Genomic DNA, 26,536 nt, shown 5'->3' on the forward strand with positions numbered 1-26,536 from the left:
TACCGATTTCGTGTCGCGGCAGAACGGCTCCAAAACGGCAAGGACAGGCGCGCCGGACCCTCTTCGGGTGAAGCGGCGATGGCGTCCGATATGTCCTGATGCACCCAAAGAGGTAGGCACTTCGCCCGCTTGGCGTGCCGCCCATGCCTTTGGGTTTCTTGCGATAAACGACACGCTGTTGCGATGCTGGTTTCACGAAGGTCGAAAAGACGGGAGACGGGGCTTATGCGCGTTGTGCTTGCCAATCGCTATTTTTATCCGGACCAGTCCGCGACAAGCCGCATGGTCACCAGTCTGGCGCAGACGCTTGTGGGCGAGGGTATTGAAACGGCGGTTCTGGCCAGCCGCAGTTTTCATGACAAACGAAAAGAGACCTTGCCTGCCCGCGAGACGATAGACGGCGTCGATGTGCACCGCATCTGGACCTCCGGCTTCGGCCGCGGAAAACTGACGGGACGGGCGGTCGACTATGCCACGTTCCATCTTTCCGCTGCGGCCTGGTTCGCGACCCATACCCGCAAGGACGATATCTGCGTTATTTGCACCGACCCGCCCTTGCTGTCGGTTTCGGCTGTGCTGCCGATCCGGCTTCGGCGGGCGAAGCTCGTCAACTGGGTGATGGATCTTTTCCCGGAAACCGCCATGGAACTTGGGCTGGTCAAACCGGGCAGCGCGTCGGCAAGGCTGGCGCTGGCACTGCGCAACTGGTCCATGCGCCAGTCGGCGCTGACGATCTGCCCGATTGAGCGCATGTCGCGCTATCTCTCTTCAACGGGCATAGCGCGCGAGAATTTGAGCGTTGTGCATCATTGGGCGGATCGCAACGAGATCATGCCGGTGGCCCCATCAGAAAATCCGCTGCGTCGCGCTTGGGGATTGGGGCGCAAATTCGTCATCGGTTATTCCGGCAATTTCGGGCGGGCGCATGAATTCCAGACCGTTCTCGATGCAGCCGAGCGGCTCAAACATATGAAAAGCATCGTCTTCCTGATGATCGGGGAGGGGCAGCAGCGGGGCTTTGTGGAAAGCGAAGTCAAACGGCGCGGCTTGACCAATGTGATGATGAAACCGTTTCAGCCTGTCGAAAAACTCTCCGAAAGCCTCGGCGCCGCCAATGTTCATCTGGTCTCGCTCAAGCCGGAACTGGAACACTGCATTGTGCCGAGTAAGTTCTACGGCGTTCTGGCAGCGGGCCGTCCGACAATCTTCATTGGCGATCCCGATGGTGAGATAGGCTCCATCGTTCGCGATTTCGAATGTGGTGCAGCACTGCGTCCAGGCGAAGTGGATCGTCTCGTCGAGGCGGTCCTGCACCTGCGCCATTCGGCGGTTGGTCGCATGACCATGGGTAACAATGCGCGCTATCTGATGGAGACTGCCTATTCCCGTGAATATGGTGCAGCCATGTGGCAAACGGCAGTCGCTCGGCTGGAAGAGAAAAGCGTGCCGGCAGCGATGCCGGTTCTGGATCGCAAATTCCAGTCGGGAGAGCTTAGATGATGGATGGCTCAGTCGTCGTCAGCCAGCTTGGTGCGCGTATGCATTATGCCGTACCGCGCATTTTTGCCGACCGGCAGAGGCTTGCGCATTTCTATACCGATATATGCGCCCTGCAAGGCTGGCCGCGTTTGTTGAACGGTCTGCCGCCGACAATGCTTCCAACCGCCGTGCGGCGGCTGATCGGTCGTGCGCCACAAGGCATCCGGCAGGAGCAGATGACAACCTTTCCGGGCTTCGGCCTGCATTCCGCTGTGCGCAGGCTCGCCAACCAGACCGGACCTAAATCGACAGCCAATGCCATATGGGCGGGGCAAAGATTCGGACAGTTGGTGGCGGGCAGCGGGTTCCATGGTGCGAGCGGGGTCTATGCCTTCAGCGGTGAAGCGCTGGAACAGCTGACCGCCGCGCGACAAGCCGGACTATGGACCGCCGTGGAACAGATGATCGCGCCGCGCACGGTGGTTGATCAGCTGGCCTGCGAAGAGGAAGTGCTCAATCCCGGCTGGCATTTGTCCGTTGCAGATGATGTGCATGCCGATGACTTTGCAGCACGCGAAAGGGCCGAATGGGCCATTGCCGACGCTGTGGTCTGTCCGTCGGAATTTGTGGCGCGCCATGTGATCGAGGCCGGATGTCAGCCGGATAAGGTGGTGGTGGTGCCCTATGGAGTGGACAAACGCTTTCCGCTTGATCCGTCGCCGCGCTTGCCGGGGCCGCTGCGGGTGCTGACGGTTGGCGCGGTGGGGCTGCGCAAAGGCTCGCCCTATGTCGGCGCGGTTGCGAAGGCTGTGCGGGATATCGCTCTGTTTCGCATGGTCGGGCCGATTGATGTGCAGCCGGAAGCGGTTGCAACCCTGTCGGCCAGTGTGGAGTTGACCGGCCCGATCCCGCGCAGCGAAATGCGAGCGCAATTTGAGTGGGCGGATGTGTTTTTGTTGCCGTCGCTCTGCGAAGGGTCGGCCACCGCCGTCTACGAAGCGCTGGCCGCAGGCCTGCCGGTTATTTGCACCGACAATACCGGCAGCGTCGTGCGGCATGGTGTGGATGGCTACATTGTGCCGATACGCGATGTGGCTGAAACGTCGGATATTCTCAAACAGCTGGCTGGCAATCCGGCCATGCTGGCCCGGATGAGCGACAGCGCACGCGAGCGCGCCGCCGATTATACGGTGGCGCGCTATGGCGAGCGCCTTGTTGCAGCACTTTCGCAGCACACACGGAGATTGGCGGCATGAAGATCGTTCACGTGATCGGTTCCTATGATCCCGCCAAAGGGGGGCCGCAGGCCGTCATTGTAAGGCTTGCAGCGGCACAGGCCGCGCTTGGGCACACAGTGACGATTGTCAGCTATAGCGACGAAGACGTGAACCGTCGCGCTGCCAAGGCGGCTGAAACCATACCGGATTTCGACAAGGTGCAGACATTGCTGCTGCCCATGCCAGATTTGCGGGAAATGCTGTTGGGAAGCCGCGCGGCAAAGGCTATGGCGCAACTCATCCGCTCGGCGGACTTTGTGCATCTGCACGGCGTTTGGGAAACCAATCTGCTGCGAGCTTCCATGCTGTGTCGGCGGTTCGGTGTGTCTTACTGCATCTGTTGTTGCGGCATGCTGGATGTGTGGAGCATGCAGCAGCGATCATGGAAGAAAAAGCTGGCGCTCGCTCTGGCATTTCGCCGGATGCTCGATGGCGCGGCCTTCATTCAGGCGCTCAACCGCGATGAAATCGAGCTGATGCGACCACTGGGGTTGAAGCCGCCAAGCCTGATCATTCCGAATGGCATTTTTCTCAATGAAGTTGAAGGTGACGCCAGCGGAGCAAACAGTGCGACACTGGCGAAATTGCCGAACCGGCGCTTTGTTCTGTTTCTGTCGCGGCTGCATTACAAGAAGGGTCTCGACATTCTGGCCGATGCCTATCGACGGGTTGCGCCTATCCTGCCGGATGTCGATCTCGTGGTTGCCGGGCCGGATGGCGGTGCCGAACATGATTTTCGCGAACAGATCCGCCAATATGGGCTGGAACAGCGTGTGCATCTGGTTGGCGGTCTTTATGGGCCGGACAAGATCGCAGCGCTGAAACGGGCTGCCTGCTTCTGCCTGCCCAGCCGGCAGGAGGGGTTCAGCGTGGCCATTACCGAGGCGCTTGCCTGCAGTGTGCCGGTGGTGATCACCGATGCCTGCCATTTTCCGGAAGTCGCCGAAGCGGAAGCGGGCGTGGTCTGCGCAGTGGATGCCGAAGCCGTCGCGGCAGGGCTGATGCAGATTCTGGATGATCCCACGCGGGCCGTCTGGATGGGTGAGGCGGGCCACAAGCTGGTTCGTGACAACTACACCTGGCCGCGTATCGCGGCGCAAACCATCGATGCCTATCAGTCCTATCAAAAGCGCAAGGCAGGCTCGATCATGGGCGGTAATAGCTACGCCCTCATCCGCGAGCGTCGGATGGGACCGGTTTAACCACCATTATCAAACAGCTTTTCGTCTTTGTCGCACGGGTTTTGCCGGGTTTCCGGCATAGACCGTCCATGGTTCCATATCGCGGAAACTGACGCCGCGCGCGCCGAGCACTGCGCCTTCACCCACAGTCACACCGGGACCGACGAAAGCTTCAGCGGCGATCCAGCCATGCGGTCCGATATGGATCGGCGACGCCGTGAGCGGAAAATCGGCGCGGTCGATATCGTGACCCGCCGTGCAGAGATGCGCGCCTTGCGAGACGATGGCAAAGGGCGCCAGCGTGACATTGGCGACATTATAGCACTGCGCACCGGGACCAAGCGAGGAATGCGCGCCCATGATGAGATTGCCCGGCCACCAGATGCGGGCGCTGCCGCGTACAATGGCCGTCTTGTGGATCTTGGCGCCGAACAGCCGCAGCACCCTGCCGCGCCAGCGCCAGAGAAATGACGGTGTCCATGCCGCAAGCGCCAGCCAGGTCATTTGCCAGCCGAGACGTTGCAGCCGGTGCTGCAAGGTGAATGTCGCTCCACCTTCCATGGGGCGCGAGGCGTTCTTGCGTCCGGCAATGGGCGCTGCCGACCGGGGGCGGGATGAATTGGGCATGGCGGTCATAATGGTCATCCCCTCGAAAGGTGCGGTAAGGAGCCGGACGCTGGTGTGTGGCGTGGCGGCGATACTGGCAAATGGACGGAGCGGTTTCGAATGACGCAGAGCGACAGGATCGGAATGAGAAACAGGGCCATATGGATCCAGACTGTGATCACCCAATCCGTCTGATGAGAAATGGCGTGCATGGCAGGCACAATGGAAAACATGTAGATCAGCTGGCCGAGCATTTCGCCCGCCATGGCCGTTTCCCAGAGACGCCGTATGATCCATGCCAGCAGCAGGAATTTCAGCGCGCCGAAATACCAGAATGATGAAAAGGCATCGATCAGGCCGGTTTCAGTGGTGCCGGTCAGCGGGTTGTAATTGCGGTCGGGCTTGGGCGTGGACAGATAAAGGCTGTCCTTGATCTGACTGCCGACGAACTGTGCTGGCACATAGGTGAAGACGACACGGTTCCAATGAAACTTGCCGTAATCGAATTCCAGCCGCCGGTCGATCTCATCCATGCGCAACACGGCATTGCGCATTTCGGGGCCGCCGCGTTCCAGCGTTTCTTCGAAATTGGCGGCATAATCGATATCGAGAATCTGGTCGAGGACGAAGCCCGAGGCAGCACGCGTAACCTGCCGGTAATCGCCCATGCTGGTCATGAGAAATGTGCCCGCAATAATGCCGATGAACATCAATGTGCGCGGCACCACCCAGCGCCGGTAAAACCAGAAGGCGAGCAGGAACATCAACAAAAGCTGGATGGCCTCAGCGCGTTTGCCGGTGACCACAATGCGGTCCAGATAGAACACCAGATCGAACAGGATGATGCCCAAGGCGAGCCAGGAACTGCGCCGGGCAAAGCAGAGGAGCGCTATGGCGAGACCGTAGGGCATGAGCTGCGCGAAGAAGAGCCAGATCACCGGCATGCCCGTCATCTGCACGCCGATGGACACTTCGCCTGGCAGGCGGCTCAAAAGAAAGTAAAAGGATGCGCCGAAAACCGACAGTCCGGCTGCGGCCCATAAGAGCCGTCTTTCGCTGAAGCTCATGGTGAGGAATTTGAGAGGCCGGTTCCCCATCTGCCAGCCCATCGCCAATGCGAGGAAGGCCAATATCCCCATCACCATCGTTTTCGCATAGGCTCCCGATGGCAGGAACGGGTCGTTCACGAGCGCGGGCACTTGCGGCAAGATAAAGCCGAATGTCATCACGCCGGCCAGAAACGGAAACTGGTACATGCGTTCCGGACGTCCGAGAAAGCCGACCGCCAGAAATGCCGCGACGAGAAGAACGAATATCCAGGTGAGAGAAAGATTCACGGCTCGCCCTCCGTCGATTGGCAGATGGCTGACATGGCGAGCGCCGGGCTGTTTCCCGTCAGGTCCTGCGGGAAAATGCGGCCCGAAAGCAAATACCAGCCAAGCTTGACATATTCCTTGGCGATCACCTCCGCATCGGTGCGGGTGGTGGGAAAACCGATATGGACGTCGCTGTCATTGACAGGCGCGGACATGAAATGCATCTGCGGACAAACGGCGCGAAAGCTCGCGACCGCGCGGCGCGAATGATACCAATTGGTGACAATGAGTGCGCTCTTCGCGTTGATTTCACGCATCATCGGGGCCGAATAGAGCGCATTCTGCCAGGTGCTGCCCGAATAGCATTCCGCGAAAATGGCCGATGGCGGCACACCCTCCCGCACCATGATCTGCTTGTTGAACAGACAGTCGCCATCGCCTGTGACGAGGATATAGGGCGAGCGTCCTTGCTTCCACAAACGTGCCGCCTGTTCTGCTCGTGGTTGACCGTCGCCGCCAGGCACGACAATCACGTCGGCCCGGCTGCCGTCATCCGGCAGCGCCAGCAACGGTTCGGAGAAGAACATGGCGGCCAGTCCGAAGAACACGGCGCAGGGGAGAATGGCGAGCAACATCATACCATGTGTCGCTCCGGTTCTTTGGCGTCCAGCGGTCGCTGTTGAGCTGAAGTGCGGGCAGGCTGCACGCTCTGGCGGCTGCGCTGCTCTTCCATCTTCACGACGATCATGAACTCATAGGCTGCGAGAAGGCGGCAATAGAGATAACCGGGCTTGCCATCGAGAAAGCCGCGCCGCAGCACATACATGTAGAAAAAACGCAGGCTCGGACGGAAAGGCATATTGTAGGACAACGATTTCAGGGCGCGCCGCCGTCTCTCCGGTTCGGTGGAGAAAATGCCTCCCCAGTCAATGCTTCGTTCAAGAAGCCGTGCGGCCGAAAGGTCCGCCTCCACCGAGGAATAGCGGTTGTGTTTCGCGTACCAGGCTTCCAGCCCCTTGTTGAAGCTGTAATGGATGAAATGCGCCTGCAATTCACCGACCGGTCCGCCGCTGGCGCGTGAATGCACCGAGCGTTCAAAGCGCACGCGGTCGGGCCTGACAAGACGGGTTATCCATGTCGGATAAAGGCTGGCATGGCGGATCCAGCGGCCCATGAACATGTTCTTGTAGCGCGCTTTGAAAAACACTTCCGGTCGGTCCGGGTCGGCGGCAATTGCCAGCATCTCGTCGCGTAAATCCGGCGGGGTGACCTCATCGGCATCGGGGGTATAAACCCAGCCATGCTTGAATTTGATTTCCGTCAGCCCATACATGCGCTGGCGGTCTTCCGTATCATAAGCGTGGCTGTAAACGCGGGCGCCCGCAGCCTTGGCGATTTCCACCGTGCGGTCGGTGCTGAATGAATCGAGCACCACGATATCGTCGCACCAGGCGAGCGATTCAAGACAGGCAGGGAGGTTCATTTCCTCGTTGAATGTCATGATGAGCGCGGAAACGGTCATGTGGTGGTCTCCGGAAATGTGAGATTGGGTTTGGCCGTCTTGGCGGTCTCGGCAATCGTCGCGGCAACGACAACAGCAGGGCGCTGGCCTCTGGTCATGCGCCGCACGAAGAGCGTGTGCAGTACGGTTGGCAGCAAAAGCGAAACCAGCATGATCCATGCGGGCACTCCGGTACGGATAGCGATATAAGCGACGGCTCCTGCAAGCAGGTTAAGCGCCATCACAGCCATGGCGGTCTGCCCGCAGCTCAGCCCCGCATCCATCAACAGGTGATGCAGATGCTGGCGGTCGGCGGAAAACGGACTGCGTCGCACGGCCATCCGACGGATGATGAGGCTCAGCGTATCGATGACGGGAACGGCGACAACCCACAGCAAGACAGGGAAGGCGATGGCGGGTTCTCCACTTGCGAGGATGAGGGATGTGCCCGCAAGGGCCGCACCAAGAAGGGTGCTCCCACCATCGCCTAGGAAGAGGCTGGCCTTCATGCGCCAGCGATGGCGCATATTGAAGACGAGGAAGCCGAGACACGCTGCGGCGAGCGCCAGCGTCTGAAGGCCGAGCCGATGCTGTCCAAAGTCGAAGCCAATCACGGCAAGCCAGAAAAAGGCGGCGGCGCTGGACGCGCCCGCCAGCCCGTCAACGCCGTCACTCATATTGACCGCGTTGATGAGGCCGACAATGAACGTCAGCGCCAGCAACAGGAAGAGCGGACCAGCCAGAAAGATGGCGCCGCTTTCGGCGGTCAGGCCGGTGGAAGGCAAAGCGATATTCATCCCGAGACTGAGCCGCTCGATACCCGCCATCCCGATGATAAGGGCGGCGGCAAGCAGCTGTGCGCTGAGACGCGGCATCACCGGCAGGTTGAAGCGGTCGTCCAGAACACCTGTGACAAGAACCAGCGCCAGACCGGGAAGCAATTGCAGAATATTTGCCTGATCGGATGTGCCCTGCACAATAGAAGCGGCAATGGCGAAGGCAAGAAAAATCGCAATGCCGCCGCATAGCGGCACTGCGCCGTCGTGCCGCTTTCGGTCGTCTGGAATATCGATCAGATACCATTCGCGGGCCAGTTCGCGGAAGCCGATGCAAAAGGCGACCGAGAGGACGAAGGCCAGAAGCGTGATCCAGGAAAGATTGCTCATGTCTCCTCCGAGGCGCGAAACAAAGTCTACCGCTCAATTTCATTGCTGCATTTCCCAACCAAACCGCGTCGCGATTCTGCTGGTCATGCTCTGGAATTTTTACCCAGTCGGATGGGGTCCCACGACTTGGCTTTAGAGCGAGCGGCATACCCCTTTCAGGTCAGGCGCTAATACCAACGGTGACATTTCCCACCGTGGGCGAAAGGCTATTCTGAAAGGCGCCGGGAAGCCGGGCGGACTTTATCGCCCTGCACGGTTGCGAGGGGGTATCGCATCTTGGAAAAATGTCTGCCGGAAATGTCGGCGCTCCCAGTGATCTTCATTGCACGGAGCGGATCATGAAAAATCATCGCAGAGGCTTCGTGATTGCCACGCTCGAGCAATATGCCGGGTTGCTGTGTAATTTTCTGACCGTCGTTGCGGTCTCGCGTTTTCTGGGGCCGAGCGAGACAGGCATGGGCGTCGTTGGCCTCAGCGTTGCGGCGATTGTGTTTTCGCTGCGCGAATTTGCAAGCGCTGAATTCCTGATCCGGATCGAGAAGGTCGAGGATCGCGATATCCAGACGGCATTCACATTTCTGATGAGCGTTACGGCGTTTCTCGCGGTGGCGCTCTTTCTGGCGCGCGACTATTTCGCCGTCACCTATCACGACCCCATGCTTTCACTCTTTCTCACCATCACCATCATCGCGGCAGTGATCGAAAGCGTTTCATTGCCGGTTGTCGCGCTGTTACGGCGCGATATGGCCTTCGGCGCTCTGGCGCGTATTCGCACGGCCGGTTCGGTTTGCGGCGCAGCCGTCACGATCGCGATGGCCTGGTGGGGTTTTGGACATATGTGCTTTGCCTTCGGCTCGCTGGCTGCCGCGGCAGTCACCACCGCTTTTGCGGCAGCGCTCTATCCATTGGCCCGCCTGTTGCGCCCGTCGCTTGCCAGTATCGGCACCGCCTGGCAGTTCAGCATGTATCTGGGCAGCAGCGCAGGCTTAAGTAAAATTTGCGAGACGTTTCCGCAGCTTATGCTGGGGCGTTTCATGCCTGCTGCATCCGTCGGCATCTATAATCGCGCCAATACGCTGAGTGGTTTGCCCGACCGGGTGTTTCTGTCGGCGATCTTCACCGTCGCTTTTCCAATGCTGTCCGCGCAGGTGCGGGCCGGTGTGGATATAGCGCAGTCTTATGTGCGGGCACTGTCCTATATTTCGGTGGTTTACTGGCCAGCGCAGATGCTTCTGGCGCTGCTCGCCTATCCGGCGGTGCATATTGTGCTGGGGCCTGACTGGTATGATGCAACGCCGATTGTCGTGATCATGTGCCTCGCCAGCGTGTTCTGGATTCCCATCATCCTGACCTATCCGTTGCTGATGGCGCTGGGAGCCAATCGCGATGCCTTCGTGTCCAACCTGATTTCGCGAGTGGTCACCACCGTCATTCTCTGTGTCGCCGCCTATCACGGCCTGATGGCGGTAGCGCTCAGTCTGTTCATCAGCACGCCGTTCCAGATGGTGATTTCCGTGGTCTATGTGCGCAAACACGTGCCGTTCTCCTACCGCATGCTGGGGGCGGAACTGTTGCGCAGTGGTTTCGTCACGCTTCTCACCATGGCCATTCCGCTCGCAATGGTCGCGGCTGCGGGCACGTTTGAAGTTCATTGGGGGATGGGCATCGCCATCGGCTTTGCAGGCATGGCCAGCTGGCTTGGCGCAGTGTTGATCACACGCCATCCTTTCGCATCGGAAATCACGCCTGTTCTTGGATGGGCGTTAACCAGAGTTGCGAGCCGCCTTGGCCGATTTGGGCGCGGGCGTTTTCCCACCTCCACGCCAGCTGAATAAGGAGATTGATGATGGGGCAGCCAAGTGTCGATGTCGTCATTCCGAATTACAATTACGGACGCTATCTCGGCATCTGTGTTCGCAGCGTGCTGTCGCAGGATATCGAGAACCTGCGGGTTCTGATTATCGACAATGCCTCCACCGATGACAGTGCCGATGTGGCGCGTGCGCTGGCCGCAGAAGATGCGCGGGTGGAGCTGTTGCTCAGGCCGGTCAACAAGGGGCAGCACGCCTCATTCAATGATGGTATCGATTGGGCCAGCGGCGACTATTTTGTTTTGCTCTGTTCCGATGATTTTATCGTTCCCGGTGCGCTGCGTCGGGCGCTGGCGGTCATGGAACCAGACCCGACGATTGCCTTTTCCTATGGACGCGACGTTGCTGTGAATGGCGATGCCCCGATCCCTCCCATACCGCCCCAGCCGGACGATGTGCCTTGCCGCGTCGAGACAGGCACGGCCTTCATCGAGCGCTTCTGTCGGCTTGGCGTGTTTCAATTGCCGGGCTCCGCGATGGTTGTTCGTACAGCAGCCCAGAAAGCTGCCGGACACTATGTGGAGGCGCTGCCGCATAGCGACGATTATCACATGTGGTTGCGGCTCGGACTACAGGGCCGGATTGCCGAACTGGACTGTGTTCAGGGCGGCACCCGCTCTCATGGACAAAACCGCTCGCAGCAATTGCGCGACACGCATCTGCTGCATATCCAGCATACGGCGGATGCGGGCGAGTATTTCTTTGCCCGCGAAGGGCGTGTTCTGCCTGATTGCGATGCCTTGCATCGTATGGCGCGCCGGGGCATCGCCGAACGGGCCTATTGGTCGGCCATATCCCACCTGATGCGTGGTGATCCGGCCTGGTGGCAGCTTTTGAAATATGCGGTTTCCCAGCGAATGCGGACGGCCTTTATCCCGCCAGTCAATTATCTGCTGCACCGGCCCGATACGAAGCGGCGATTGCGCAGCTATGTCGATGGCTGGTTAGCTCGCCCTCTGGCGGCGGCTGGGCGTCGCTAACAGGACGCCTTTTCGCTTTGTGAGAAGTTGGGCACGCAGGGTCTCTTCCTGCTGTGCGAGCTTCAGCCGGTATTGCGCTACTCCGGCTTCGACTTTTTTGGCCAGTTCTTCACGCCGCTCGAACATGTCGTCGATCTGGGCCAGAATGGTTTGCGTGTCGAACCGTTCGATATGGTGGCCAAAGCCGTCCAGGCCCGTATCATGCAGCAATGCTTCGTTTTTCGCGGCATAGCCGAGTGAGATCGCCGGACGTCCCATGGCGAGGGCGCAGACGATGTTGTGGTAGCGGCTGGCAACCACGATATCGGTTTGCGCGATCTGCTGCATCAGCTCATGCAGGGATGCGACAGGCTCGACGATGATCTTCGCGGCATTCGGCGATTGAATCCGTGGCATCAGGTCGTTGATGGCTTGAAGATCGCCCTTGTCGCCGGTGAGCAGCCGCACTTCGCGGCCGTTGGCCAGGAGCTCGTCAGCCAGTGCTGCGATTTTGCCGAGATAGGTTTCATAGATATCCGAGGCGTTGGCCTCATGCCGCTTCCAGCCGCGATAGGTCATGACGCCGAGGCCCACGCATCTGGCAACGCTGTCATGTGCTGTGTTGCTGGCGGGTGGTAGCGCAAAGGCTATGTCTGCGCTCACCACATCGCTCCGTGAATTGACCCCGAGCGATTTCATGAAGTCATAGGATATTTCATCGCGATAGGAGCGGAATGCTGCCGTGAGTGCGGCCTTGCGGAAGAAGAAGCGGCTGACCGGATGGTCGGCAGGCCCGGCACCAACGGAAACGAAAGCGAGTTTGGCACGGCCAAGACGTGCAGCCAGACACCAGCGCATGATGACGAAAGGCCAGCCGAACGGACCTTCGTTGAAGTCATCGAGAATGCCGGTGCCGGGAACGATGATAAGATCAAGGCCGTGTGCAACCGAGATGGCGGTAAGAAAACCGGCCAGTCGTCGCGGCAGCTTCAGCAGCGCCTTGTCGAGCAGGCGGAACAGGTCGCTTTCGAGCGCGGGGTTTCCCACCGGCACGGTCGCGACATTGTACTTTTCTGAAATGATATCTGGGCGCGCGCAGATGCATAAGAGATCCGCATCGGGGCAGTTGCGTTTCAGTAAGTGCAGCATGGCTTCCAGAGAGCCGTCATTGCCTGCATTGCCGGAACCGAACTGTCCGAAAAGGCCAATTTTCATGCGGGTGTCTCCAGCAGCGCGTCCAAAGCGCCCCCAAAGCGCCCAGTGCACGGTACTCTTGGATTACCGCGCGGGAAAACTGGCAGAAGGGGGAAGCCCATCGTCTAATGTAGGATGGCGCATACTCCTCTTACCCCTCATGGCCAGAATGCGTCCGCCTGCAAATTCGATACACTGGCAGCGGTATATCAACTTGCCCCCTCGATATACCGGAACAAGGCTTCGAGGGACATTTTCCCTCGAAGTCTGTTTCCGGGGCTATGGGGTTTTTACGATGAAATGTGCCTACTTCGTGCGCCCGCACATTGGCGGGACATATTCGGTATTCACGCGGATGCGCGCGTCACTGGCGCGCTCGGACATTGAGCTGCGCTGGCTTGCAACGGGCGCTGCGGGCGATACCGTCAGCGTGCCCGAAGGGCAGGGGCTGGAGGATGCCGAACGGCAGGGCGATGCCATTGACCGGATGGGTGTTCTCGATGAAGAAACCCGCGCCAAGCGCATTGTGGATTTTCTGCGCGATAATTGCTTCGATGCTGTCTTCGTCAATGTGCTGTCGCAGCGCTTTGAAACCAATCTTGTGCGCTATTTGCCCGCCGATATTCTGCGCATCATGATCGTGCACAGCATCACGCCAGGCACTTACGAGGCGGCACGCGCAATCCGTGATCATGTTCATACAACGGTCGGCGTGTCCAATCGCTGCCGCGACGATCTTGTGCGCGGCTATGGTTTCGACGCCGGTCGCACGCTGGTTATCCCGAACGGGTTGAGCCGCGACCCCCATGTTGGCCGTGCACCATCGCGTAGCGCGGATGGGAAGCCAATCCGGCTTTTGCATCTTGGCCGTATAGACGACAGTTCCAAGGGTGTGTTCTGGCTGCCGGGCATTCTGCGACGGCTCACCTGTAATTACCATCTGACGATTGCAGGCGATGGACCGGACCTTGAAGCGCTGCGCCACAAGCTGGAACCGTTTGGCGACAAGGTCAGCTTTACCGGCTGGGTTGCGCCCTCTGATGTTTCATGGCTGGTCAGTCAGCACGACGCGCTGGTCATGCCGTCGCGCTATGAGGGGTGCCCGATGACGCTGATGGAAGCGATGAGCCAGGGATGCCCTGCCATCGTATCGCGCATTGCCGGCGTGACAGATATGATCGTCACCGATGGTGAAGACGGGATGCTTTTTCCGATTGGCGATTGCACGCGGGCGGCGCAACAGATCGACCGACTTGCCAGTGACCCTCATCTCCACAACCGCATGGCAGAAGCAGCAGTCCAGAAAGTCACGTCAACCTTCGACAGCGATATTGTCGGGGGCGCTTACGTAAACCTGCTGCAACAATTGCACCGGGAGCGCCCCGAAATTGCGCCGCCATTGGCGTTGTCGAACTGGTCCATGCCGAACGCACTGCATAAGAATTTGCGCAGCCGCTTGCCGCAACCTGTCAAGAACTGGCTGCGCCGCGTGCGGGAGAGAGTACATGCTGGGTGGTCCGCCGCTTAATCGACGCACTTCAAAGACCAGCAATTGAAGGATTTCGCCATGAATCTGTTCACATCGCAGTTTCGCAATTCCCAACTGCTGGGCGGCAAGGCGCATGCGCTTATTCCCGGCGGCTGCCACACCTATGCCAAGGGCGACGACCAGTATCCGGTTCTGGCACCGGGATTTATCCAGCGCGGTTGCGGCTCGCATGTTTTCGACGTCGATGGCAATGAATATATCGAATATGGCATGGGAAACCGGGCCGTGGGGCTGGGCCATGCCTATCCGCCAGTTTTGAAGGCTGTACGCGATGCGCTGGAGGATGGGTGCAACTTCACCCGCCCTAGCGCCATGGAAGTGAATTGCGCGGAACGCTTTCTTGAACTGATCGACACTGCCGAGATGGTCAAGTTCTGCAAGGACGGTTCAGATGCGACATCGGGCGCAATGCGTCTGGCGCGGGCCTATACCGGGCGTGACATGATCGCCTGCTGCGCGGATCATCCGTTCTTTTCCTCCGATGACTGGTTCATCGGCACGACAAAGATGAATGCTGGCATTCCGGCATCGGTCTCGGCTCTGACTGCGACCTTCCGCTATAATGACCTTGCCAGCGTAAAGGCTCTGTTCGAGGATTATCCGGGGCGTATTGCAGCCATCATTCTGGAACCGGCCCGTGCCGATGATCCGAAGGACAATTTTCTACATGAAGCGATGCGCATCGCCCATGAAAATGGCGCGCTCTTTGTGCTCGACGAGATGATTACCGGCTTCCGCTGGCACAGGCAGGGCGCGCAGAAACTCTATGACATCGTTCCGGACCTTTCCTGCTTCGGCAAGGCGCTCGGCAACGGTTTCGCGATTTCTGCTCTTGCGGGCAAGGCAGAATATATGCAACTCGGCGGCCTTAGCCAGACCGAGTTTCCGCGTGTGTTCCTGCTGTCGACCACGCATGGCGCTGAAACCCATGCCTTGGCCGCCGCCATGGCGACAATGGCTGTCTATCGCGATGAACCGGTCATCGAACATCTGTATGAACAGGGTACCAAGCTTGCGAGGGGGATGAACGAGGCTATCACCCGTCATGGCTTAAGCAATCATGTCAGCACGGTTGGACGAGCCAGTTGCCTCGCCTATGCGACGCTGGATGAAACCGGCGCGCCATCACAGGCATTCCGTTCCCTGTTTCTTCAGGAGACCATTCGGCGCGGCGTGCTGATGCCTTCGCTGGTGGTCAGCTATACCCATAGCGATGACGATATTGCGAAGACGATCGATGCGATTGACGGCGCTCTCGCTATCTATGCGCGGGCGCTGAATGACGGTGTCGGGGCCTATCTGACCGGACGTCCATCGCAGGTGGTCTATCGTCGCTTCAATGAAAGCGCGAATGCATGGCCGCCCGCGACGCTGTGAGAGGAATGCTGGCAGATCTGCTCGCATTCCTGACGCTGATCGGGCCAGTGCAAGCTGCTGCGGAGGCTAGACTTCCGATCCATGTCAGCGAAAACCACCGCTATTTTGAAGATGCAGCGGGCAAGCCATTTCTGATGCAGGGCGATACCGCCTGGTCATTAATCGTCCAGCTCAAACGCGATGACGTGGACCTCTATTTGAAAGACCGTCGCAAGCGCGGCTTCAACACTCTGTTGGTCAATCTGCTGGAACATCAGTTTTCCAGCAATCCGCCTGCGAACGCCTATGGCGATAAACCGTTTAAAGACACGGCATTTGGCGAGATTAATCCACGCTATTTTGACCACGCCGCATGGGTGATCGAGCGGGCGCAGGCGCTTGGCTTTGTCGTTCTGCTGGCCCCGGCCTATCTCGGCGCCAACGGCGGCGGGCAGGGCTGGTATCTGGAAATCGAAGCGGCAGGACCAGAACGGATGCGCGCCTATGGCGAAGCCGTCGCACATCGCTTTTCCAAATATACCAATATTGTCTGGGTGTTGGGTGGCGATTTTGATGCACCAGATAAACGACTGGTGTCCAGTCTGGCCGAAGGCATCGCTGCGGTTTTGCCGAATGCGCTACAAACCGTGCATACGCGGCGTAACACCAACACCGCCCAAGTCTGGTCCGACGCCAGGTGGCTCTCGATAGACACTGTCTACGACTATGACGACGTTCATAGCTCCGTGCTTGCCCAGACCAAAGATAACCGGATGCCGGTCATTCTGATCGAAACACTTTACGAGAATGAGCATGGCACGAAGGCGCAGTTGATACGCCAGAACGGTTATGGGGCGCTGTTGGCCGGAGCGGTTGGGCAGTTCTTCGGCAACAGCCCGATCTGGCACTTCAGCGGGCCGGGTGTGTTCGACTCTGACCGCGACTGGCGGCAGGAGCTGGATAGTCCCGGTGCACAATCGATGACGGTTCTGCGAAAGCTGTTTGCAGTTTTGCCATGGACCGATCTGCAGCCTGATCGCAGCGGCCAGATCACCAAGGCTCAGAACCTTTACGCCGCATCGTTTTCGGGCGGGACGGGGGCCGTGATCTATGGCGAAGGAGGCAGCTTTTCCGTCCGCAAGGCAGTGGTGAAAGCTGGTGTTGACGTCACATGGATCGACCCTTCTTCCGGGGTTGGGACTCAAGCGGCCACGCCGCAGGACGATGGCCAGATGCTGACCTTTCGTAGCCCCGCAGAAAAGAATGCGGATGGGGATGGTGACTGGATCTTGCTGATTGGCAAGCCGGGCCAGTTTGGCCCTGACCGAAAGGGGTAGGTGCTACGCCCTTTCGCTGCTGTGCACCCCGCTTGTCTTTAACCGGATATGCCTTCGGTCAAATCGCTACCCCCACCGGTGCGTGATTAACTTGGATTATTGGGGATGCAGAGGAAACGACTATGAAAGTGCTGGTTACCGGAAGTCAGGGTTACATCGGATCGGTCATGGTACCTATCCTCGTTCATGCGGGCCATGAGGTGTCGGGCTACGATATCGGTCTTTACGAACATTGCCTGTTCGAAGAAGGTGGCGCGGTCGTGAATGTACCGACGCTGCGCAAGGATGTGCGTGATGTGTTGCCGCGCGATCTGGAAGGTTTCGATGCTGTCATTCATCTGGCTGCGCTTTCGAACGATCCGTTGGGCAATCTCAATGAAGAACTGACCTATGACATCAACCATCGCGCCAGCGTGGCAGTGGCAAAAGCCGCCAAATGCGCGGGCGTGGGGCGTTTTCTCTTTGCATCGTCGTGCAGTAATTATGGCATCAGCGATGCTGATCTGATCGACGAAACCGGCGAGTTGAAGCCGGTGACGGCCTATGGCCGCTCGAAAGTGCGCGCCGAGCAGGAAATCCGGGAACTGGCCGATGCGGATTTCTGCCCGGTCTATCTGCGACCCGCAACGGCCTACGGCGTGTCGCCTTTCCTGCGCTTCGATATCGTGTTGAACAATCTTGTTGCCTGGGCTGTGACCAAGGGGCTGATCTATCTCAAGTCGGATGGCACGCCATGGCGGCCCATCGTGCATATCCGCGATATTTCCCGAGCCTTCATGGCGGCCATGGAAGCGCCGCGCGAAAAGGTCTTCAATGAAGCCTTCAATGTCGGCTCCACCGAACACAATTACCGTATTCGTGACATTGCGGGCATTGTCGCCGAGACAGTGCCCGATTGCCGGATTGAATTTGCCGAAGATGCCGGGCCGGATACACGGTCCTACCGTGTCAGCTTCGAGAAATTGGCGCGGGTTCTGCCCAACGCAAAGCCGCAATGGGATGCGGCGGCCGGTGCGGAAGAGCTTCTGGCAGCCTATAGCCGCTCGACCCTGACGCTTGAGGAGTTCGAAGGGCCTCGGTTCCAGCGCATCGCGCATATTCGCAAGCTTCTGGAGGAGGGCGTTCTCGATAGTGATCTGCGGCGCGTGGAGCTTGTGCAACAGCCGCTGAGAGCAATCGCGTGATGGATGCGCGGCCCGGCCCAGTGGACATGCACCAGTCTCCGGACGGAAAGGCGATCTACGATCTGGCCGCGCAACTTTATCCGATCTGTCGTAGTCTGACAGGGGATGGCGTGCGGGAAACGCTCGCCATTATTGGCGGGCATCTGCCGCTGGAAATTCATGAGGTGCCGACTGGCACACCGCTTTTTGATTGGAAAGCACCGCAGGAATGGGTGATCCGCGAGGCCTATATTGCTGACAGCAATGGCCAGCGGATTGTCGATTTCGCGCGGCACAATCTGCATGTCGTGAATTTTAGTATTCCTGTGAGAACAAGGCTTTCGCTCGAAGCCCTCAAGAGCCACATTCACACGCTGCCCGACCAGCCCAACCTCATTCCTTACCGCACCTGCTATCATGCGGAGGACTGGGGTTTCTGCATGGCGCATGATGATTTTCTGGCAATGGCGGAGGGCGACTATGATGTGGTCATTGACGCCGAGCGGCGCGATGGCGCGCTTGTCTCCGGAGAATACACCCATCGCGGAACAACCGACGAGACTTTTCTTATCTCCGCGCATCTCTGCCACCCCTCGCTTGCCAACGATAATTGCTCCGGTCTGGCATTGCTGACGCTTCTGGGGGCGGCGCTCCAGTCACGCTCCACGCGGCTGACTTATCGCTTTCTGTTCGGTCCGGCGACATTCGGCGCGCTAGCGTGGCTGCGCCAGAACGAGCCTCATCTTGATCGCATCACCCATGGCCTTGTCCTGTCCTGCGTCGGCGACGATGGCGGACCGAATTACAAGCGCAGCCGTCGTGGTAACGCGGCGATCGACCGGATCATGGGGCAGGTGTTCGCGCAGTCTGGTCTGGCCGGGGCGACGATGCACGACTTCTGGCCCTATGGATATGACGAAAGGCAGTTCTGCTCGCCGGGATTCAACCTGCCGGTCGGCATGTTTCAACGCAGCCTTTATGGTACTTTCCCGGAATATCACACCTCTGCGGACAATCTGGATTTCATCAAACCGGAATGTCTTGAGCAATCCTTCAATCTCATCATGCAGGCCATTGAAATAGCCGAACGAAACTGGGTTCCGCTCAACACTTCACCCAAGGGTGAACCGCAGCTCGGACGCCGTGGGCTTTATGGCAAAACAGGCGGGGACAGCCGCGCCGCGCAAGAAGCGATGGCCATGCTCTGGGTCCTCAATCTGGCGGATGGCGGCGCGTCACTTCTCGATATGGCCGAGCGCTCGAAACTGCCTTTTGCAACGCTTGCCGGTGCTGCGGACAGATTGCGCGATGCGGGCTTGCTGATTGAGTTAAATCAAGGGCCCTAGATTAAAGGCCAGGAGCGATCCTTGTCTGAAATGACACTGGGCTGGTTCGGCCAAGGTATGCCGAGCGCCGGATCATCATAGCGCAGGCCTGTTGCATGATCCGGCGTATAAGGATGCGAGATCATGTAGCGGATGAGGACATTATCGGTAAGCGCCTGAAATCCATGGGCGCAGCCTTCCGGGATATAAAGCTGCACGCCATTCTCCGCCGAAAGCTCAAGGCCAACCCAGCGCATATAGGTGGGCGATTTGGGTCGTATATCCACCAATACATCCCAGACCGTGCCTTGCAGGCAGGTCACCAGTTTCGTCTCAGAATGCGGGTCGTTTTGGTAATGCAAACCGCGCAAGGTGCCTTTCTCCCGGGAGAAGGAAAGACTGTGCTGCGGATAGTGCGTTTCCATCTGCCGTTCGGCAAAAGCCGCTTCGGAATAAACGCGCGTAAACCAGCCGCGCTCATCCTCCATCCGTTCCGGTTCGATAGACCATGCGCCATCGATGTTCAAAGAAGTAAACCGCATATATTTGCCCCGTTTCCGCCTGCCAGCATTCTGACAGCGCGGTCAGAGCTCGGTAGAGCCTTCTTCGAGGGACGATCTTCACCTTCCGGGGTAGATGCCTCCTCCCGATAGGTGAGCCGCCTACACCCTTGCTCGCCCTATGACGCAAGGCGGGTGAGGATCGGCAATATCCCTACGGCGATGGCTGCGCCCAATGGTATGTGCGTCGCGCTCCAGATGGCAGTCTCGGCAATCTTTAGACCGCTTAGTAGTTTGGGTCATCCGGTGCGGCGCGCGTATCTGGCCGCGACGGTGCCTGCTCAAAGCAGCCAAGTCGATATCAGTTTTGGGACCAGTGTATTCGTGGCCATTGTAAGGGCCAGAGCCGAGGGGGTGTGTATGACCATCCAGACACCGGATATTTCGCGGAGCAAAAGCATGACGCAAGAGCGGACCGGCTGTCGCCTGTGCGGTAAGTTGCTCAAACACACATTTGTGGATCTGGGCATGTCGCCGCCCTGCGAAAGCTTCGTTGCCGCCGATCAGCTAGACCGCATGGAGCCTTATTATCCGCTCTATGCGCTGGTCTGCGATCATTGTTATCTCGTGCAGCTGAAAGAGTATTTTTCGCCTGCCGAGATTTTTACGGAATATGCCTATTTCTCGTCCTTCGCGACCAGTTGGGTGGATCACGCCAGAGTTTATTGCGAAGCGATCACTGAAAGGCTGGAACTCGATGAAAACAGTTTCGTCGTCGAGGTCGCCAGCAATGACGGCTATCTGCTCCAGCATTTCCTGCCGAAGGGTATTCCGGTTCTGGGTATAGAACCTGCCGCCAATGTGGCGCAGACGGCAATTGCCAAGGGCGTGCCGACACGGGTGGACTTCTTCGGCGCGCAACTGGCGCTGGAAATGCTCGGTGCCGGTCAAAGCGCCGATCTCATCATCGGTAACAATGTTCTGGCGCAAGTGCCTGATCTGAATGACTTTGTGCGCGGTATGCAGCTTCTGCTCAAGCCAGAAGGCGTGATTACGCTGGAGTTCCCGCATCTTGCCAATTTGATCGAGTTCAACCAGTTCGATACGATCTATCACGAGCATTTCTCGTATTTTTCGCTGCTGACAATTCGCTTCATGGCGCACAGGCACCACCTCAAGATCATTGATGTCGAGGAAGTGCCGACCCATGGCGGATCGTTGCGGGTCTATCTGGCGCGCACCGGCAGCAAGCGGAAGGCGTCACCCCGGGTGGCGGCACTGCTCAAGAAGGAAGAGAGCTTCGGCCTCAATGATATCTCGACCTATGAGCAGTTTGCGGAGAAGACGCGCCATGCTAAGCGCGACCTCCTGTCCTTCCTGATTGCAGCCAAGAATTCCGGCAAGAGCATTTGCGGTTACGGCGCACCGGGCAAGGGCAATACGCTTCTCAACTATTGCGGCATCGGCACGGATTTTCTGGATTTCACCGTAGACCGCAATCCCTACAAGCACGGGCGCTATACACCCGGCATGCATATCCCGATCTATGACGTATCGGCGATAGACAAGTACAAGCCGGACTACATCCTCATCCTGCCATGGAACTTCAAGGATGAGATCATCCGGCAGATGCAGCACGTGGTCGAATGGGGTGCGAAATTCATCATCCCCATTCCCCATGTCCGATTGATCGATCCAGCTCTGATTACAGAGGAGCGTTAGTCATGAAAGTCGTTCTGTTTTGCGGCGGTCTTGGAACCAGAATCCGCGAATATTCGGAAAATGTGCCAAAGCCGATGATCCCGCTCGGCCATCAGCCGATCCTGCATCATGTCATGGAATATTACAGCGATTACGGTCACAACGACTTTGTGCTCTGCCTTGGCTACAAGGCCAATGTCGTGAAGGACTTCTTCCTGACGATCCGTCCGCAGACTTTTGCGGATTGCGTGGTCTCCAATGGCGGGCGCAATGTCGAATTGCTGGAAGAGGTGGATCGCGACTGGAGCGTGACGCTGCTCGACACCGGCATCTGGCGCAATATCGGCGAACGCCTGTGGAGCGCGCGCAGCCATGTCCAGAATGAAGACATGTTTCTGGCCAATTACAGCGATGGTCTGAGTGACGTCGATCTCGACGACATGACGCGGCGTTTTGAGGCGAGCGGCAAGATAGCCTGCTTCCTCGCTGTGCGCCCGCCGCTGACCTATCATCTGGCGGATATCGCCGAAGGTGGGGCCGTGCGGGCTTTCCGGACGTCGAATACCTCTGATATCTGGATCAATGGCGGCTATTTCCTCTTCCGCAAGGAAATCTTCGATTACATGCGGGAGGGCGAAGAGCTGGTGCTGGAACCGTTCAGCCGTCTCATCGCCGACAATCAGCTGATGGCGTATAAATATGAAGGCTTCTGGCGGTCCATGGACACACTGCGCGACTGGCAGACGCTGGAAGACATGGTCGAGAAGGGCGATATGCCCTGGAAGAAACACAAGGCGGAGCAGCGCGCTGCCAACATCGCCATAGCGCTATGATCGACCTGCGTTCTCTCGCCAATCCGGGGAGGCCGCTACAGGTCCTGTGTCTGGGCGCGCATTCGGACGATATCGAAATCGGCTGCGGGGGAACGCTCCTCAGCCTCATCGAAGCAGGAACGCCGATGCACATCGAATGGTGTGTGCTGTCCGGCAATGAAGAACGGCGCGTCGAGGCGGAGGCTTCGGCGCGCGATTTTCTGCGCGGTACGGAAAATCCGGGTATCCGTCTTGCGATGTTCGAGGATAGCTACTTTCCGGCGCAGATGCGCGAGATCAAGGCATGGCTTATCGAGCAGCGCAGTCGCCAGACGCCGGATATCGTATTCACCCACCGGCAGGGCGATGCACATCAGGATCATCGCACGCTCAACGAGCTGACTTGGAATCTCTTCCGCGACCAACTGATCCTCGAATATGAAATACCAAAATGGGATGGCGATCTCGGCCAGCCCAATGCCTACTCAGCGCTTTCGGCTGCGATCCTGGAGCACAAGGTCGAGCTTCTGATGAAACATTTCGGCACGCAGCGCTCGAAAGACTGGTTCGATCCCGAGACCTTTCGCGGTCTCGCGCGATTGCGCGGCATGGAATGTCGCGCGCCGGAGACCTATGCCGAAGCCTTCCATATGCGCAAGCTGCGACTGTTTTAGCTATGTCTGGAGATACGAAAAAGCCCGTTGCGCTGGGAGGAGGAGTGCGCAACGGGCTGATTGGTAAAGCGCGATTGGGAGGAGGAGTATCGCGCTTCGTGTCCGGTTTCTGGGAGGAGGAGTGAAACCGAACAATTCGAAAATAGGTGCGGAGTCAGGTGTTTACAAGGGAACATCCTGCACGGCAGCTATGCAAATTTTAAAGGGCTAAAAAAGAAACCGCCCCGCAGCGGTCTAGCGCGCTGGGGCGGTCACTCCCTCCTCCAAGTGGAGCACACAATAATGAGGGAGTTTCCAAAAGCAAGCCCCTAACAAAACTCTATAAATTTCAGAAAATACTGAAATCCATGAAGCTAATAGAGCAGATGGCATATGTTCTGCGGATGGCTGGCCTTGTCTCGACTGACTTGCCGGAAGTCCATGCAAAAATCACGACTGTCTGCCCAGCAAAAGACCTTCCTAATATTTGATATAATTTGTGGACTACCTAATTGTTGCGAGGCCGCGTGGAATGGTCGTGACCATGCAATGCGGGTGACAGTTGTGAATTTCGGTCGCGGTCACGCTGTTTTTTGCAATTGCCATTTCCATTTTGGAACAGGTGTGATTATGTGCGATCGCATCAGCCGAAGGAATCAAAAGCTTGAATTCCTCTCTTCCGATATGCTGAAGCGGCTGAATTTTAGATGGCCCTTTAAAAAACTGCCGTTGAGGCCGGGTTTTAGAAAACCCCTGTGATCTCGGATATTTAGTCGGGAAGTCACCCCAATTAATTGGGTGAATTATCTGCTTTGATCACGCAATCTTTCACGCTGGAACCCTTTGTTGGTTTTAGAATCGGTCTTTACCCGCCATTTTTTCCCTGCGTGCACTCCTGAGAGCTCGCCCGCCTCGCGCCCCTAAGCCCCCCGCCCAAACGCGAGGCGGTTCCTTGTTTAGGAACCACTGATTTTCCCCGAAAATACAACTAAGCAATCTTGCCGGAATCAGTTGGCTTTATTCCGTCTCTCTGCCGTTGCGATGCGCGCGGTCTCGGTTTTGGATAAAAACCGCAGTCACGTATTAAGACTTAACGCAGCGTCAGATTTGATTGGGATTTAAGCGTAAATCTGAAGCGCTTTCTTCTGTGGAAGACGCCGAATAGCCCGGCTGACGCCCTATTCTTCGGCTACCCTCAAGTCAGTTGAGTCGATTGGCGCTTGAAGCGCGCCACAGCTCTGAATGCATGCAGCACGGGGTCCGGCTTCATGCTTGCGCGTCTTCGCCTCGTTGGCGGGTGCGCATGGGCAGGACGCCAGCCAAAAATTAACCATCTGTTAACCATTCCGCATATAGATCGAGTAAACCGTTTTTTAACCAAGATGAATCAAGTGCTAACACAATCCCGTCCGATCCGTTTGAAAGGGCGCTCCTTTCTTGCGCTGGTGCTCTCGCCTGAATTGCCGCTGGATGGCTGGCTCGACAGGCTGGATGACCTTGCCGCGCGCTCGGCGGGGTTCTTCCTGAATCGTCCGGTCGTGCTCGATCTTGAGAATCTTGTTATCGAACGGATGCAGCTGGTTCAGCTACTGGAAGATCTTGCAGGTCGCGGTGTCTGGATCACGGGTTTTGAAAATGCACGTCCTTCGCTGCTCGGGCCTGGCATGCCGCCAGCTTTGCGTGGCGGGCAGGTGGCAGCGGATTTCAATCCCGAGGTGAGCGAGCCTGCAGCGCCTTCAAAGCCGGTTGCGGCAGCCGCGCCTGCCAATGTGCAGCTGGTCAAGGCCGTGCCTTCGATGGTGGTGACGGAGCCTGTGCGCTCTGGCCAGTCCATCTATTTCCCGGACGGCGATGTCACCGTGGTGGGTTCTGTGGCTTCCGGCGCTGAAGTGGTCGCGGGCGGTTCCATCCACGTCTATGGCGCGCTGCGCGGTCGTGCGATGGCCGGTACGGCGGGCAATTCCAATGCGCGCATTTTTTGCCGCAAAATGGAAGCCGAACTCGTTGCGATCGACGGCCTCTACAAGACGGCTGAAGACATGGAGGCCAGATTGCGCGGGCAGGCGGTGCAGCTGTGGCTCGATGGTGATTACATGATGGCCGAAACGCTCGGCTGATCGATTTGTTGAAAAGAAATCATGCCCGGTTGGGCGGGCAATACTCTCATAAGGCGTGCGGGAGCTACAGGAGACCAATATGGCAAAAGTAATTGTTGTAACTTCCGGCAAGGGTGGCGTTGGCAAAACGACATCCACTGCAGCCATCGGCGCCGCTCTTGCGCAGCGCGGCGAAAAGACTGTCGTTATCGACTTCGATGTCGGTTTGCGTAATCTCGATCTGGTGATGGGTGCCGAACGCCGCGTGGTGTTCGATCTGGTGAACGTGATTCAGGGCGATGCGAAGCTGCCTCAGGCGCTCATTCGCGACAAGCGTCTCGATACCCTGTATCTGCTGCCTGCCTCCCAGACCCGCGACAAGGATAATCTCACGACCGACGGCGTTGACCGCGTGATCGAAGACCTCAAGAAGGAATTCGACTGGATCATCTGCGACAGCCCGGCTGGCATCGAGCGCGGCGCGACTCTCGCCATGCGCCATGCCGATATGGCCGTTGTGGTGACCAATCCGGAAGTGTCGTCGGTGCGCGATTCAGACCGCATTATCGGCCTTCTCGACGCCAAGACTCTCAAGGCCGAACGCGGCGAACGGGTAGAAAAACATCTTCTGCTGACCCGTTACGACCCGATCCGGGCCGAACGTGGCGACATGCTGAAAGTCGAAGACGTTCTTGAAATCCTGTCTATCCCGCTTCTGGGCATCATCCCTGAAAGCCAGGATGTGCTGCGCGCATCCAATATCGGCTCTCCAGTGACGCTTGCCGACCAGCGCAGTGCGCCGGCTCTGGCCTATCTGGATGCAGCACGCCGTCTGGCGGGCGAAGAAGTGCCAATGACTGTCCCATCCGAAAAGCGCAGCCTTCTGGGCAAAATTTTCGGAAGGAGAGCGGCATGAGCCTATTTCGATTCTTCACCAAGCAGGCTTCCGCGCCCATGGCGCGCGAACGTCTGCAAGTTTTGCTGGCGCATGAGCGAGCGTCCGAGGGACATTCCGATCTTGTGGCGGTGCTGAGGGAAGAAATTCTGGCGGTGATCGCCAAACATATCCAGATCGATCGCGACAAGGTCAGCGTGAAGATGGATCGGGGAGATCAGATGTCGACACTGGAAGTCGATATCGAACTTCCCTTGAAGAAAAAGGTGCGGGCAGCCTGATCTTCAAAGCATTTCCGGCAAATCGTGTCTGGAAGTGCCTCAATACAACGTGCGGGGGCGATAATGGAGGGATATTTCCATGAACCGCGGCACACTTCTTATCCGTCTGAAAGAGCTTCAGGAACTGCCAAAGTTTCAGAAGCGCGATATCTGTACGGTAAGCGCCTTTCTACCTCTCGAAGCTCTGGCTGAACATGTCAGGGTGTGCGAGGAGGCAGCAGGCGTTGCGCAAACGGGGCAGGATCATTGATCCTGCCTTTTCCATTTGGCTCACGTCTTCATCACGGCACGGCAAAGTGCGTCTGCAAGTAGCAGCCG

At 58.0% G+C, this 26,536-nt stretch carries 24 protein-coding genes; 17 read left to right on the plus strand and 7 right to left on the minus strand.

Annotated features, from left to right (window positions below; genetic code table 11):
- Positions 1-225: 225 nt before the first annotated feature.
- The 3 genes from FHW03_RS05140 to FHW03_RS05150 are packed head-to-tail and all read left to right on the plus strand — an operon-like array spanning position 226 to position 3,958.
- Positions 226-1,500, plus strand: a complete 1,275-nt coding sequence (locus FHW03_RS05140) for a glycosyltransferase family 4 protein (protein WP_182519650.1) — start codon at positions 226-228, stop codon at positions 1,498-1,500.
- Positions 1,500-2,735: a glycosyltransferase family 4 protein gene (locus FHW03_RS05145; RefSeq protein WP_182520055.1), complete on the plus strand. Its 1,236-nt coding sequence runs from the start codon at positions 1,500-1,502 to the stop codon at positions 2,733-2,735. Before FHW03_RS05140 ends, FHW03_RS05145 begins: the two co-directional genes overlap by 1 nt.
- Positions 2,732-3,958, plus strand: coding sequence for a glycosyltransferase (locus tag FHW03_RS05150; protein WP_182519651.1), 1,227 nt, complete (start codon positions 2,732-2,734; stop codon positions 3,956-3,958). Before FHW03_RS05145 ends, FHW03_RS05150 begins: the two co-directional genes overlap by 4 nt.
- 9 nt (positions 3,959-3,967) lie before the next feature.
- Here the strand turns inward: FHW03_RS05150 and FHW03_RS05155 are convergent, their stop codons facing one another.
- From FHW03_RS05155 to FHW03_RS05175, 5 genes are read right to left on the minus strand one after another with little or no spacing between them, the layout of a single operon-like run.
- Complete coding sequence (locus FHW03_RS05155) at positions 3,968-4,564, minus strand: putative colanic acid biosynthesis acetyltransferase (protein ID WP_182520056.1); 597 nt, start codon at positions 4,562-4,564, stop codon at positions 3,968-3,970.
- A gap of 14 nt (positions 4,565-4,578) precedes the next feature.
- Positions 4,579-5,880 (minus strand): hypothetical protein, encoded by a 1,302-nt coding sequence (locus tag FHW03_RS05160; protein WP_182519652.1) that lies wholly within the window; start codon positions 5,878-5,880, stop codon positions 4,579-4,581.
- Positions 5,877-6,494: a YdcF family protein gene (locus tag FHW03_RS05165; RefSeq protein ID WP_377514354.1), complete on the minus strand. Its 618-nt coding sequence runs from the start codon at positions 6,492-6,494 to the stop codon at positions 5,877-5,879. The genes FHW03_RS05160 and FHW03_RS05165 overlap by 4 nt, the downstream gene beginning before the upstream one ends.
- Positions 6,494-7,381 carry a glycosyltransferase family 2 protein gene (locus tag FHW03_RS05170; protein WP_182519654.1) on the minus strand — a complete coding sequence of 296 codons (888 nt, stop codon included), beginning with the start codon at positions 7,379-7,381 and terminating at the stop codon, positions 6,494-6,496. The genes FHW03_RS05165 and FHW03_RS05170 overlap by 1 nt, the downstream gene beginning before the upstream one ends.
- Positions 7,378-8,526 carry an MraY family glycosyltransferase gene (locus FHW03_RS05175; protein ID WP_182519655.1) on the minus strand — a complete coding sequence of 383 codons (1,149 nt, stop codon included), beginning with the start codon at positions 8,524-8,526 and terminating at the stop codon, positions 7,378-7,380. The genes FHW03_RS05170 and FHW03_RS05175 overlap by 4 nt, the downstream gene beginning before the upstream one ends.
- A 338-nt stretch (positions 8,527-8,864) precedes the next feature.
- Here FHW03_RS05175 and FHW03_RS05180 point away from each other — a divergent pair, with 338 nt between their 5' ends.
- On the plus strand, positions 8,865-10,361 hold the full coding sequence (locus FHW03_RS05180) for an oligosaccharide flippase family protein (RefSeq protein ID WP_182519656.1): 1,497 nt from the start codon (positions 8,865-8,867) through the stop codon (positions 10,359-10,361).
- A gap of 11 nt (positions 10,362-10,372) precedes the next feature.
- Positions 10,373-11,377 (plus strand): glycosyltransferase family A protein, encoded by a 1,005-nt coding sequence (locus FHW03_RS05185; RefSeq protein WP_182520057.1) that lies wholly within the window; start codon positions 10,373-10,375, stop codon positions 11,375-11,377.
- On the opposite strand, the gene FHW03_RS05190 is transcribed toward FHW03_RS05185, so the two are convergent.
- Positions 11,342-12,571 carry a polysaccharide pyruvyl transferase family protein gene (locus FHW03_RS05190; protein ID WP_182519657.1) on the minus strand — a complete coding sequence of 410 codons (1,230 nt, stop codon included), beginning with the start codon at positions 12,569-12,571 and terminating at the stop codon, positions 11,342-11,344. The two genes, FHW03_RS05185 and FHW03_RS05190, sit on opposite strands and share 36 nt — an antisense overlap.
- A 274-nt stretch (positions 12,572-12,845) precedes the next feature.
- On the opposite strand from FHW03_RS05190, the gene FHW03_RS05195 reads away from it, so the two are divergent.
- The 5 genes from FHW03_RS05195 to FHW03_RS05215 all read left to right on the plus strand — a co-directional run bounded on the left by FHW03_RS05195 (position 12,846) and on the right by FHW03_RS05215 (position 19,301).
- Positions 12,846-14,078: a glycosyltransferase family 4 protein gene (locus FHW03_RS05195; protein WP_182519658.1), complete on the plus strand. Its 1,233-nt coding sequence runs from the start codon at positions 12,846-12,848 to the stop codon at positions 14,076-14,078.
- A 39-nt stretch (positions 14,079-14,117) separates the two neighbouring features.
- Positions 14,118-15,476: a glutamate-1-semialdehyde 2,1-aminomutase gene (locus tag FHW03_RS05200; protein WP_182519659.1), complete on the plus strand. Its 1,359-nt coding sequence runs from the start codon at positions 14,118-14,120 to the stop codon at positions 15,474-15,476.
- The gene (locus FHW03_RS05205; RefSeq protein WP_182519660.1) at positions 15,455-16,792 is read left to right on the plus strand and encodes a DUF4038 domain-containing protein; all 1,338 of its coding nucleotides are present in this window, start codon (positions 15,455-15,457) and stop codon (positions 16,790-16,792) included. The genes FHW03_RS05200 and FHW03_RS05205 overlap by 22 nt, the downstream gene beginning before the upstream one ends.
- Before the next feature lie 122 nt (positions 16,793-16,914).
- Entirely contained in the window at positions 16,915-17,976 is a 1,062-nt protein-coding gene (locus FHW03_RS05210; protein ID WP_182519661.1) for an SDR family oxidoreductase, read from the plus strand.
- Positions 17,976-19,301 (plus strand): DUF4910 domain-containing protein, encoded by a 1,326-nt coding sequence (locus FHW03_RS05215; RefSeq protein ID WP_377514356.1) that lies wholly within the window; start codon positions 17,976-17,978, stop codon positions 19,299-19,301. Before FHW03_RS05210 ends, FHW03_RS05215 begins: the two co-directional genes overlap by 1 nt.
- Here the strand turns inward: FHW03_RS05215 and rfbC are convergent.
- Positions 19,298-19,822 (minus strand): dTDP-4-dehydrorhamnose 3,5-epimerase, encoded by a 525-nt coding sequence (gene rfbC, locus FHW03_RS05220; RefSeq protein ID WP_078339200.1) that lies wholly within the window; start codon positions 19,820-19,822, stop codon positions 19,298-19,300. The two genes, FHW03_RS05215 and rfbC, sit on opposite strands and share 4 nt — an antisense overlap.
- 378 nt (positions 19,823-20,200) lie before the next feature.
- Between rfbC and FHW03_RS05225 the strand changes: the two genes are divergently transcribed.
- The 7 genes from FHW03_RS05225 (at position 20,201) to FHW03_RS05255 (ending at position 26,468) form a co-directional block, all read left to right on the plus strand.
- Positions 20,201-21,502 (plus strand): class I SAM-dependent methyltransferase, encoded by a 1,302-nt coding sequence (locus tag FHW03_RS05225; protein ID WP_078339199.1) that lies wholly within the window; start codon positions 20,201-20,203, stop codon positions 21,500-21,502.
- A 2-nt stretch (positions 21,503-21,504) separates the two neighbouring features.
- Entirely contained in the window at positions 21,505-22,314 is an 810-nt protein-coding gene (locus tag FHW03_RS05230) for a sugar phosphate nucleotidyltransferase (protein ID WP_138783608.1), read from the plus strand.
- Entirely contained in the window at positions 22,311-22,967 is a 657-nt protein-coding gene (locus FHW03_RS05235; protein WP_182519662.1) for a PIG-L deacetylase family protein, read from the plus strand. The genes FHW03_RS05230 and FHW03_RS05235 overlap by 4 nt, the downstream gene beginning before the upstream one ends.
- Before the next feature lie 1,361 nt (positions 22,968-24,328).
- Complete coding sequence (minC, locus tag FHW03_RS05240; protein WP_182519663.1) at positions 24,329-25,063, plus strand: septum site-determining protein MinC; 735 nt, start codon at positions 24,329-24,331, stop codon at positions 25,061-25,063.
- A 79-nt stretch (positions 25,064-25,142) separates the two neighbouring features.
- Positions 25,143-25,958, plus strand: coding sequence for a septum site-determining protein MinD (gene minD / locus FHW03_RS05245; RefSeq protein ID WP_078339194.1), 816 nt, complete (start codon positions 25,143-25,145; stop codon positions 25,956-25,958).
- A complete protein-coding gene (gene minE, locus FHW03_RS05250; protein WP_138783611.1) occupies positions 25,955-26,218 on the plus strand; it encodes a cell division topological specificity factor MinE in 264 nt (87 codons plus the stop codon). Before minD ends, minE begins: the two co-directional genes overlap by 4 nt.
- A gap of 79 nt (positions 26,219-26,297) precedes the next feature.
- Positions 26,298-26,468 carry a hypothetical protein gene (locus FHW03_RS05255; protein ID WP_171058666.1) on the plus strand — a complete coding sequence of 57 codons (171 nt, stop codon included), beginning with the start codon at positions 26,298-26,300 and terminating at the stop codon, positions 26,466-26,468.
- Positions 26,469-26,536 lie beyond the last annotated feature (68 nt).

Origin of the sequence: Ochrobactrum sp. RH2CCR150 (assembly GCA_014138095.1) — a bacterium.
In the GTDB taxonomy this organism is placed as follows: domain Bacteria; phylum Pseudomonadota; class Alphaproteobacteria; order Rhizobiales; family Rhizobiaceae; genus Brucella; species Brucella gambitense.

What these genes read in the sequence shown, in the direction of transcription:
- FHW03_RS05210 (WP_182519661.1), top strand. Translation starts at nt 16,915, where the DNA reads ATGAAAGTGCTGGTTACCGGAAGTCAGGGTTACATCGGATCGGTCATG.
- FHW03_RS05205 (WP_182519660.1), top strand. Translation starts at nt 15,455, where the DNA reads ATGGCCGCCCGCGACGCTGTGAGAGGAATGCTGGCAGATCTGCTCGCA.
- FHW03_RS05200 (WP_182519659.1), top strand. Translation starts at nt 14,118, where the DNA reads ATGAATCTGTTCACATCGCAGTTTCGCAATTCCCAACTGCTGGGCGGC.
- FHW03_RS05155 (WP_182520056.1), bottom strand. Translation starts at nt 4,564, where the DNA reads ATGCCCAATTCATCCCGCCCCCGGTCGGCAGCGCCCATTGCCGGACGC.
- minD (WP_078339194.1), top strand. Translation starts at nt 25,143, where the DNA reads ATGGCAAAAGTAATTGTTGTAACTTCCGGCAAGGGTGGCGTTGGCAAA.
- FHW03_RS05165 (WP_377514354.1), bottom strand. Translation starts at nt 6,494, where the DNA reads ATGTTGCTCGCCATTCTCCCCTGCGCCGTGTTCTTCGGACTGGCCGCC.
- FHW03_RS05150 (WP_182519651.1), top strand. Translation starts at nt 2,732, where the DNA reads ATGAAGATCGTTCACGTGATCGGTTCCTATGATCCCGCCAAAGGGGGG.
- FHW03_RS05170 (WP_182519654.1), bottom strand. Translation starts at nt 7,381, where the DNA reads ATGACCGTTTCCGCGCTCATCATGACATTCAACGAGGAAATGAACCTC.
- FHW03_RS05235 (WP_182519662.1), top strand. Translation starts at nt 22,311, where the DNA reads ATGATCGACCTGCGTTCTCTCGCCAATCCGGGGAGGCCGCTACAGGTC.
- FHW03_RS05195 (WP_182519658.1), top strand. Translation starts at nt 12,846, where the DNA reads ATGAAATGTGCCTACTTCGTGCGCCCGCACATTGGCGGGACATATTCG.
- minC (WP_182519663.1), top strand. Translation starts at nt 24,329, where the DNA reads ATGAATCAAGTGCTAACACAATCCCGTCCGATCCGTTTGAAAGGGCGC.
- FHW03_RS05190 (WP_182519657.1), bottom strand. Translation starts at nt 12,571, where the DNA reads ATGAAAATTGGCCTTTTCGGACAGTTCGGTTCCGGCAATGCAGGCAAT.
- FHW03_RS05230 (WP_138783608.1), top strand. Translation starts at nt 21,505, where the DNA reads ATGAAAGTCGTTCTGTTTTGCGGCGGTCTTGGAACCAGAATCCGCGAA.
- FHW03_RS05215 (WP_377514356.1), top strand. Translation starts at nt 17,976, where the DNA reads ATGGATGCGCGGCCCGGCCCAGTGGACATGCACCAGTCTCCGGACGGA.
- minE (WP_138783611.1), top strand. Translation starts at nt 25,955, where the DNA reads ATGAGCCTATTTCGATTCTTCACCAAGCAGGCTTCCGCGCCCATGGCG.
- FHW03_RS05185 (WP_182520057.1), top strand. Translation starts at nt 10,373, where the DNA reads ATGGGGCAGCCAAGTGTCGATGTCGTCATTCCGAATTACAATTACGGA.
- FHW03_RS05175 (WP_182519655.1), bottom strand. Translation starts at nt 8,526, where the DNA reads ATGAGCAATCTTTCCTGGATCACGCTTCTGGCCTTCGTCCTCTCGGTC.
- FHW03_RS05255 (WP_171058666.1), top strand. Translation starts at nt 26,298, where the DNA reads ATGAACCGCGGCACACTTCTTATCCGTCTGAAAGAGCTTCAGGAACTG.
- FHW03_RS05180 (WP_182519656.1), top strand. Translation starts at nt 8,865, where the DNA reads ATGAAAAATCATCGCAGAGGCTTCGTGATTGCCACGCTCGAGCAATAT.
- FHW03_RS05140 (WP_182519650.1), top strand. Translation starts at nt 226, where the DNA reads ATGCGCGTTGTGCTTGCCAATCGCTATTTTTATCCGGACCAGTCCGCG.
- rfbC (WP_078339200.1), bottom strand. Translation starts at nt 19,822, where the DNA reads ATGCGGTTTACTTCTTTGAACATCGATGGCGCATGGTCTATCGAACCG.
- FHW03_RS05225 (WP_078339199.1), top strand. Translation starts at nt 20,201, where the DNA reads ATGACCATCCAGACACCGGATATTTCGCGGAGCAAAAGCATGACGCAA.
- FHW03_RS05145 (WP_182520055.1), top strand. Translation starts at nt 1,500, where the DNA reads ATGGATGGCTCAGTCGTCGTCAGCCAGCTTGGTGCGCGTATGCATTAT.